General features: G+C 68.7%; 4 protein-coding genes and 1 pseudogene. 4 read left to right on the top strand and 1 reads right to left on the bottom strand.

Annotated features, from left to right (window positions below):
- A pseudogene (locus IH54_RS47480) lies at positions 1–228 on the bottom strand (1,4-beta-xylanase); the annotation flags it as partial.
- Between the two features lie 553 nt (positions 229–781).
- Between IH54_RS47480 and IH54_RS0137925 the strand changes: the two are divergent.
- The 4 genes from IH54_RS0137925 to IH54_RS0137910 form a co-directional block, all read left to right on the top strand.
- Positions 782–1,987 carry a GH12 family glycosyl hydrolase domain-containing protein gene (locus tag IH54_RS0137925; RefSeq protein ID WP_031525919.1) on the top strand — a complete coding sequence of 402 codons (1,206 nt, stop codon included), beginning with the start codon at positions 782–784 and terminating at the stop codon, positions 1,985–1,987.
- A gap of 742 nt (positions 1,988–2,729) precedes the next feature.
- Complete coding sequence (locus tag IH54_RS0137920; protein WP_031525917.1) at positions 2,730–4,010, top strand: cellulose binding domain-containing protein; 1,281 nt, start codon at positions 2,730–2,732, stop codon at positions 4,008–4,010.
- 359 nt (positions 4,011–4,369) lie between these two features.
- Positions 4,370–6,784: a ricin-type beta-trefoil lectin domain protein gene (locus IH54_RS0137915; protein ID WP_052398338.1), complete on the top strand. Its 2,415-nt coding sequence runs from the start codon at positions 4,370–4,372 to the stop codon at positions 6,782–6,784.
- Between the two features lie 142 nt (positions 6,785–6,926).
- The coding region (locus tag IH54_RS0137910) for an endo-1,4-beta-xylanase (protein WP_043183485.1) at positions 6,927–8,357 on the top strand (1,431 nt) is incomplete at its 3' end.

Below are 8,357 nucleotides of genomic sequence, written 5' to 3'. Positions count from 1 at the left end.
CCGGTCGAGGATGGTGGAGTAGGTCGAGTCGCCGAGTCTGCCTGCTGCTACGGCTGTGCCGAAGTACCGGCCGGACTGGGCGGCCGCGGAGCCGAGCGAGCCCGCCGCCGCGGCATGGGGCGTCGACGTCGCCAGGGCGACGACTGCCAGTGAGGCGGCTACCGCCGCTCCGGTGGCCGCGGCCACCGCTTTCCTGCGGGTGCTCTGTTGTCCGGTGAGCCAAGGCATGTCGGTAGGTGCTCCTTACGGTGGGGGGACGGGGCGCCGGCCTCCGGCCGGTGCCCGGCTGCTTCTCGGGGCGCACTGCCTGCCGTGGGTGCGAAGGTGGAGAAGGTGAGCGTTAACATTCTGCTCGCCGAAACTTTCGCAGGTCCCACGATCGTTTCGCGGCACCATAGGGCGCCTGTCCGAACGCGTCAACACATCGCACAGGACCGCCCGTTCCGCAGCAGACGCGTGGGTGGACGGTGACAGCGACAAGCCTGCCTCGCCGTCAGCGGCTCGACCTGGGCATACGCTTCGGGAGACGGTCCGCGCCGTCCCCGGCGCACGGCAGGGGGCGAGATTTCCGTCTCCTGGGCGTTGACGTCCCGCGCCCCGCGTGCGCACACTTGCGAACGTTTCCGCGCACCGGGCAGGGGTCATCTCTGCCGAGCCGTCGCCGACCGCGGGACGGCTCGCCTCCTGATCTGCTGCCGGAGCAGAGTGGGAGCGCTCCCACTCGACGGGACTCCGTGCTGCCTGTTCTCCCCCCACTTCATCGCCTGACGAAGGGACAAGCATGCCGACACTTCAGCGAGCCTTCCGGTCGACCCGCAAGGCCGTGCTGTCAGTCGTCGTGGCGCTCGGCGTCGCCGCCGGCGGACTCATCGCACTGACATCGGCTCCGGCTGCCCACGCCGACACCCAGATCTGCGACCAGTACGGATCGACCACCATCCAGGGCCGTTACGTGGTCCAGAACAACCGCTGGGGCACCACCGCGACCCAGTGCATCAACGTCACCGGCAGCGGCTTCCAGATCACCCAGGCCGACGGCACCGCCACCAACGGCGGCCCCAAGTCGTACCCGTCGGTCTTCTACGGCTGCCACTACACCAACTGCTCGCCGGGCACCAATCTGCCCGCGCAGCTCAGCGCGATCAGCAGCGCACCGACAAGTGTCTCGTTCACCTACGTCGGCAACGCCGTCTACGACGCCGCCTACGACATCTGGCTCGACCCGACGCCCAGGAAGGACGGCGTCAACAAGACCGAGATCATGGTCTGGTACCACCAGACCAGTCCCGTCCAGCCGGTGGGCTCCCGTGTCGGGACCGCGACCGTGGGCGGCCGCAGCTGGGACGTGTGGACCGGCAACAACGGCTCCAACGACGTGATCTCCTTCGTGGCGCCCTCCGCCATCAGCAGCTGGAACTTCGACGTCAAGGACTTCGCCGCCGAGACGGTCCGCCGGGGCATGGCCCAGAACAACTGGTACCTCACGAGCGTCCAGGCGGGCTTCGAGCCCTGGCAGAACGGCGCCGGCCTGGCGGTGACGTCCTTCTCGTCCTCGGTGAACGTCGGCGGCTCGACCACCGGGGGTACGACCACCGGCGGCAGCACGACCGGCACCACCACGGGGGGTACGACCACGGGGGGTACCACCGGCGGCAGCACCGGCGGCTCCGGTTCCCCGTCCTGCAAGGTCACCGTGACCCCGCAGACCTGGACAGGCGGCTACACCGCCGCCGTCACCGTGACGAACACCGGGTCCACCTCCCTCGACGGATGGAAGGTCGGCTTCAGCCTCCCCTCCGGACAGAGCATCACCAGCGCCTGGAACGCCGCCGTCAGCCCCACCTCCGGCGCCGTCACCGCGACCAACCTCGCGTACAACTCCCAGATCCCCGCCGGCGGCACGCAGTCCTTCGGCTTCCAGGGCACGTACTCCGGTTCCTACGCCCCTCCCACGGCCTTCACGCTCAACGGCACCTCCTGCTCCTGACCTCCGGCCGCGCCGCCCCATGTGGCGGGCGGCGCGGCCACGGGCCGGAGTTGTGCGGCTGCCCTTGACAAGAGCACTGGATGGGGGGAGCGTTTTTGTCCTGGGACATCCCATGTATGCAGGGAGCCATTGCTTCTCACTCCCGCACAAAGCGTGTAGTTAGCGCTAACAATTCAGGAGGTGACCTCTGGGCGACCTCCGGCGTGCGTGGCGGCCCGAAACACCTGACGGGGGTGGGCGACAGCGGCGCCGGATTTCCTGAGTCAGGCCCGGAACCGGGTTTGAGCAGCGAATCTTTCCGCAGCGCACCCGAGCTGCGGGCGTGGTACCTCCCGTCGGTGCATCTCGCTCCCCGACGGAACGTGCACCGCTCGACAGAGTGTGCGCTCGCATCGAGTCGGGGCTCGCCAACCCCGGTCGGCGCACAGACATCCCCTCGCGCACGCAACGAGGGCGATGCGTGACGCCACAGCTCACCGGAGCCGAGCCGCCGGGACGGGACCCCGGCGCCCGCCGTCGACGCCGCGCGATTCCTGCCTCCCGGCAGGCGGGCCGTGCGGCGGCGCCGGGGTCCCTTTTCCTCCATCTGCCATGGAAAGACACAGGACGAGATCGGCGGGCCGGTCCTCGTACCGCCCGCTGTCCGGAAGGGAGACGTGCCGTGCTGCACATCGCGTGGGAGGCGCCCACCGGCGCCCGGACACGGACGACTTACCAGCGTTTACGGCCCAGGCCCGGCGGGATGGTGGTGGCCGCGCTGGTGGCCGTGGCCGGCCTGCTCGCGGCGATGCTGGCGTTCCAGCCGGCGGCGGCCGCTGACAATCCGTACCAGCGGGGACCCGACCCCACACCCGCCGGCGTGGCCGCTTCCAGGGGACCGTTCGCCACGGCGCAGACGACCGTCGCGCCGGGCAACGGATTCAACGGCGGCACGATCTACTACCCCACCGACACCAGCGCGGGCACGTGGGGAGCGGTGGCGATAGTCCCCGGTTACACCGCCCTGTTCGCCGACGAGGAAGCCTGGATGGGGCCCTGGCTGTCCTCCTTCGGGTTCGTCGTGATCGGCATCGAGACCAACAGCCGCACCGACTTCGACGTCGCCCGGGGAACCCAACTCCTCGCAGCGCTGGACTACCTCACCCAGCAGAGCCCGGTGCGCGACCGTGTCGACACCAGCCGGCTGTCCGTGATCGGCCATTCCATGGGGGGAGGCGGCGTGGTGTACGCCACCGAGCACCGGCCGTCTCTGAAGGCCGCGGTGGCCCTGGCCCCGTTCTCGCCGTCGCAGGACATGTCCACCGACCGGGTGCCGACGATGGTCATGGCCGGACAGAACGACACAGTGGTCACCCCCTCGTACCTGGACGGCCTCTACGCCACCATGCCGGCCGCCACCCAGAGCGACTTCGTGCAGATCGCCGGCGCCGACCACGTGTACTACACGCATCCGCAGAGTACCGAGATGCGGATCCTGATCCCCTGGCTCAAGATCTTCGTGGACAACGACACCCGATACACGCAGTTCCTGTGCCCCTCGCTGTCCGACTCCAGCGGTATATCGATCTATCGCAGCAAGTGCCCCTACGTGCCGCCGGGGACTTCCACGACCGGCGGGACGACCAGCGGGACGACCAGCGGTGGGACCACGACCGGCGGGACGACCAGCGGTGGGACCACGACCGGCGGGACGACCAGCGGTGGGACCACCTCGGGCGGGACCTCGGGAAGTGCTTGCACCGCGAGCTACGCGACCGTCAACACGTGGTCCGGCGGCTTCCAGGGTGAGGTCACCGTCACGGCAGGCGGCAAGCCTGTCAACGGCTGGACCGTACGGTGGACGCTCGCCGGGGGCCAGGGCATCAGCCAGGTGTGGAACGGCACCGTCAGTACCAGCGGTTCTGACGTCTCGGTGCGCAATGTCTCGTACAACGGCTCACTGCAACCGTCCACGTCGACCACCTTCGGGTTCCTCGGCACCGGGACGCCCTCGGACGTGTCGTTGAGCTGCACCAGTCCCTGACCCCTCCCAGCACGGCAGGGAGGGCCGAAAACCTGTGAGCTACCCACCTCTTGAGGTCCGGCACGAGAATGTGTCAGTCTCATTTCGGCACCCTGCATCCCAGGTTTCTCCCTGCGCCCTGTACTCCCCTTGTGTGCGAGCGGCTGCGAATCCCATGTCGAGCTGGCGTTATGTGAGGTGCGCGGTGATTTCGGCCTTGCGGTGCTTCGGTCCTTCACCGAAAAGAGACTGATGCATCGCCCCGGGATCAGGGAGTCATAGGTGCTACCACATGTGCCCCACGGAGGGAGCTCGTGTCGGCGGCGCGAGCGTTCCGGCGCCGCCGACCGGCTTCCACCCACACAGAAGGAGAGCGGAGCATGACGTCCACCCGGCGCCCGAGCAAGGGCCCGCACCGCAGCCGACCACCGAGGGCGGCTCTTGTCGCGGTCCTTGCCGCTGCCGCCGTCGTCGCGGCTCCGGCCGTCACGTCGCACGCGGCGACCATGACCACCCTGTACGTCTCCCCGGCCGGCAGCGGTACCGCGTGCTCGGCGTCGGCGCCCTGCTCGCCGGCCCAGGCGAAGACCTCGGTCGAGGCCCTCCACGGGAACATGAGCGGCGACATCGTCGTGCAACTGGCGGGCGGTACCTACCGCATGTCGTCCCCGCTCGTCCTGGGCAGCGCCGACTCCGGCACCAACGGCCATCAGGTCGTCTGGCAGGCGGCTCCTGGCGAGCAGCCGGTGCTGTCGGGCGGGCAGCAGGTGACGGGGTGGACGCTCAAGGACGCGTCGAACAACATCTACGCCGCGTCCGTACCGGCCGGTTCCGATTCGCGGCAGCTGTACGTCGACGGGGCCCTGGCGCCGCGGGCGTCCATCTCCATCGCCCGCAGCGACGTCAAGATCACCGCCGGCGGGATGACCATCGTCAACTCCGCACTGAACTACCTGGCCACGCTTCCCCAGCAGAACCGGATCGAGCTGGAGAGCCAGAACTCCTTCACCGACCGCTACGCGCCCGTCCAGTCCATCAGCGGCAGCACCATCACGATGCAGCAGCCTGCCTGGAACAACAACAACTGGGGCTACGACACCCTCGCCAGCCCCTTCGCCGGCGGCAGCCTCCAGCTGGAGAACTCCTACAGCTTCCTCAAGACGGCCGGCCAGTGGTACCTCGACCCCCAGGCCGGGCAGCTGTACTACAAGGCGCCCGCCAACTGGTCGCCCACAGCACACGACGTCGAGCTGCCGCGTCTGACCTCCCTGCTCCAGATCGGCGGCTCCTACGCCGATCCGGCCCATGACATCACCGTCAAGGGGATCGCCTTCCAGCACACCACCTGGCTCCAGCCGAGCACGTCCGCCGGCTATGCCGACCAGCAGAGCGGCGCCTTCCTGGGACGCACCTTCACCCAGCCCTCCGACTTCATGACGTCCTGCCAGTCCGGGTGCCCGCTGTTCGAAGCGGCCCGCAACAGCTGGAGCCAGGTGCCGGCGGCGGTCCAGGTCTCGGCCGCCCGCGGCATCACCTTCACCGGTGACACCTTCGCGCACCTGGGACAGGTGGGCCTGGGCATCGGCAACGACGCCGACGCACATGCCTCGGGGGTGGGGCTCGGCGCCTCCTCCGTCACCGTCTCCGACAGCACCTTCACCGACGACTCCGGCGCCGGCATCGTGGTCGGCGGTGTGCAGCCGGACGCCCACCACCCGTCCGACGCGGCGATGACCAACCAGGACATCACCATCCAGGGCAACCGGATCACCGGCGTCGCCAAGGACTACAAGGACATGGCCGGCATCCTGTCGACCTATGTCACGCATGCGGTCATCAGCCACAACGAGGTGTCGAACCTGGCCTACGACGGCATCGACATCGGCTGGGGCTGGGGCGCCAACGACCCCGGGGGCAGCCAGGACTACCGCAACCGCGGGCTGTACAACTACCAGCCCGTGTACAGCACCCCCACGACCCTGAAGAACACGGTCGTCAGCTACAACGCGGTGCACGGCACGAAGAAGGTGTTCCACGACGGCGGGAGCATCTACAACCTGTCTGCCAACCCCGGTACGACCATCGACCACAACTACATCTACGACAACCAGCACACCGTGGGCCTGTACCTCGACGAGGGCTCCCGCTACGTCACCCTCAAGAACAACGTCATCCAGGACTCCGGCGTGTGGGCCTTCACCAACGCCGGTGGCACCAACAACACCAACGACAGCACCTTCGACACCAACTGGTACAACTCGGGTGCCACCCAGGTGGCCACCGGCTCACCCCACAACAATGTCCTGACCGGCAACGTCCAGGTCAGTGGCACCAGTTGGCCGTCCGGCGCGCAGCAGGTCATCGCTCAGGCAGGCGCGACGACCGGCACCGGCACGGGGAGCACGGGCGCGCTGCACGCGGTGGGTGCGGGCAAGTGCCTGGACGTGCCGAACTCCTCGACCACCACGGGAACGCAGCTGCAGATCTGGGACTGCAACGGCCAGGCCAACCAGAGCTGGACGCGTACCTCCTCCGGTCAGCTGGCGGTCTACAGCGGCGGCAGCCAGCTGTGTCTGGACGCCAGCGGCCAGGGCACCACCCCGGGCACCAAGGTCGCCACCTGGACGTGCAACGGCCAGAGCAACCAGCAGTGGACCTTCAACGCGAACGGCACGGTCACCGGTGTGCAGTCCGGGCTGTGCCTGGACGTCACCGGAGGTTCCACCGCCAACGGGGCCCTGGCCGAACTGTGGACGTGCAACGGCCAGAGCAACCAGCAGTGGACGCTGGGCTGATGACCGGGGCGCACTCCGGAGCCGGCCCGCCGCGCGTCCGAGTCCGGTCCGTCGGGTGGGTACGGGCGGGAGCGGTTCCGCTCCCGCGGTCGTACACGCCGCCCCGTCAGGTAATCGCCGTCCTCTCACTGCTGGAGGTCCCATGACCCCGCGAAACCCCCGCCCGCACCTGCGGCGCTCCCGGTTCGGCGCGCTTGCGGCCGGACTGGCCGTCACGCTGGCCGGCACGTCCCTGCTCGCCCTCGTGACGGCCTCGTCCGCCCAGGCAGCCACCTCTCTTCGTACCCTCGCCGAGGCCCAGAACCGCTATTTCGGCACGGCCCTGACCGTCGCCGATCTGAGCAACAGCGGCGAGACCACCGTCGCCAACGCCCAGTTCGACATGGTCACCCCCGGCAACGAGATGAAGTGGGACACCACGGAGCCGAGCAGCGGACGATTCAACTTCGGCCCCGGCGACCAGATCGCGTCCTACGCCAAGTCGCACGGCATGCGCGTGCGCGGTCACAACCTGGTCTGGCACGCCCAACTGCCCTCGTGGGTCAGCAGCCTGCCGTCGAACCAGGTCCAGGGCGCAATGGACGCCCACATCACCGCCGAGGTCAGCCACTACAAGGGGCAGATCTACGCCTGGGACGTGGTCAACGAGCCCTTCAACGAGGACGGTTCCTTCGTCAACGACGCCTTCTACAAGGCGATGGGCTCCAACTACTTCGCCGAGGCGCTGCGCACCGCCCACGCAGCCGACCCCGCCGCCAAGCTCTACATCAACGACTACAACATCGAAGGGCAGAACGCCAAGAGCAACGCCCTGTACAACCTGGCCAAGTCCCTGCTGTCCCAGGGGGTCCCCCTCGGCGGCATCGGACTGGAGAGCCACTTCGTCGTCGGGCAGGTTCCCTCCGACCTGCGGGCCAACATGCAGCGCTTCGCCGACCTCGGCCTGGACGTGGCGGTCACCGAGCTCGACGACCGCATGCAACTGCCCGCCTCCAGCTCCGGACTCCAGCAGCAGGCAACCGACTACGGGAACGTCGTCAAGGCCTGTCTGGCGGTCTCACGCTGCGTGGGCGTCTCGCAATGGGGTGTCGACGACGCCAACTCCTGGATCGACGGCACCTTCCCCGGCTACGGGGCCGCCACCATGTACGACCGCAATTTCCAGCCCAAGGCGGCGTACAACTCCGCGGTGGCAGCCCTCGGGGGCAGTTCGACCACCACGCCGCCGCCGGGCGGTGGCGGTGCGCTGCACGCGGTGGGTGCGGGCAAGTGCCTGGACGTGCCGAACTCCTCGACCACGGCCGGCACGCAGGTGCAGATCTGGGACTGCAGCGGCGGTGCCAACCAGAGCTGGACGCGTACGTCGTCGGGTCAGCTGGCGGTGTACTCCGGCGGTTCGCAGATGTGCCTGGACGCCTACAACAACCAGACCTCCCCGGGCACCAAGGTGGAGATCTGGTCCTGCAACGGCGGCGCCAACCAGCAGTGGAGCGTCAACTCCAACGGCACCGTCACCGGCACCCAGTCCGGCCTGTGCCTGGACGTCACCGGAGCCTCCACCGCCAACGGCGCA

The sequence above is a fragment of the Streptomyces sp. NRRL F-5123 genome, assembly GCF_000721495.1.
Lineage (GTDB): Bacteria > Actinomycetota > Actinomycetes > Streptomycetales > Streptomycetaceae > Actinacidiphila.
The sequence above is the reverse complement of the archived record's forward strand: the minus strand, read 5'-3'. Positions and strand labels throughout refer to the sequence as shown.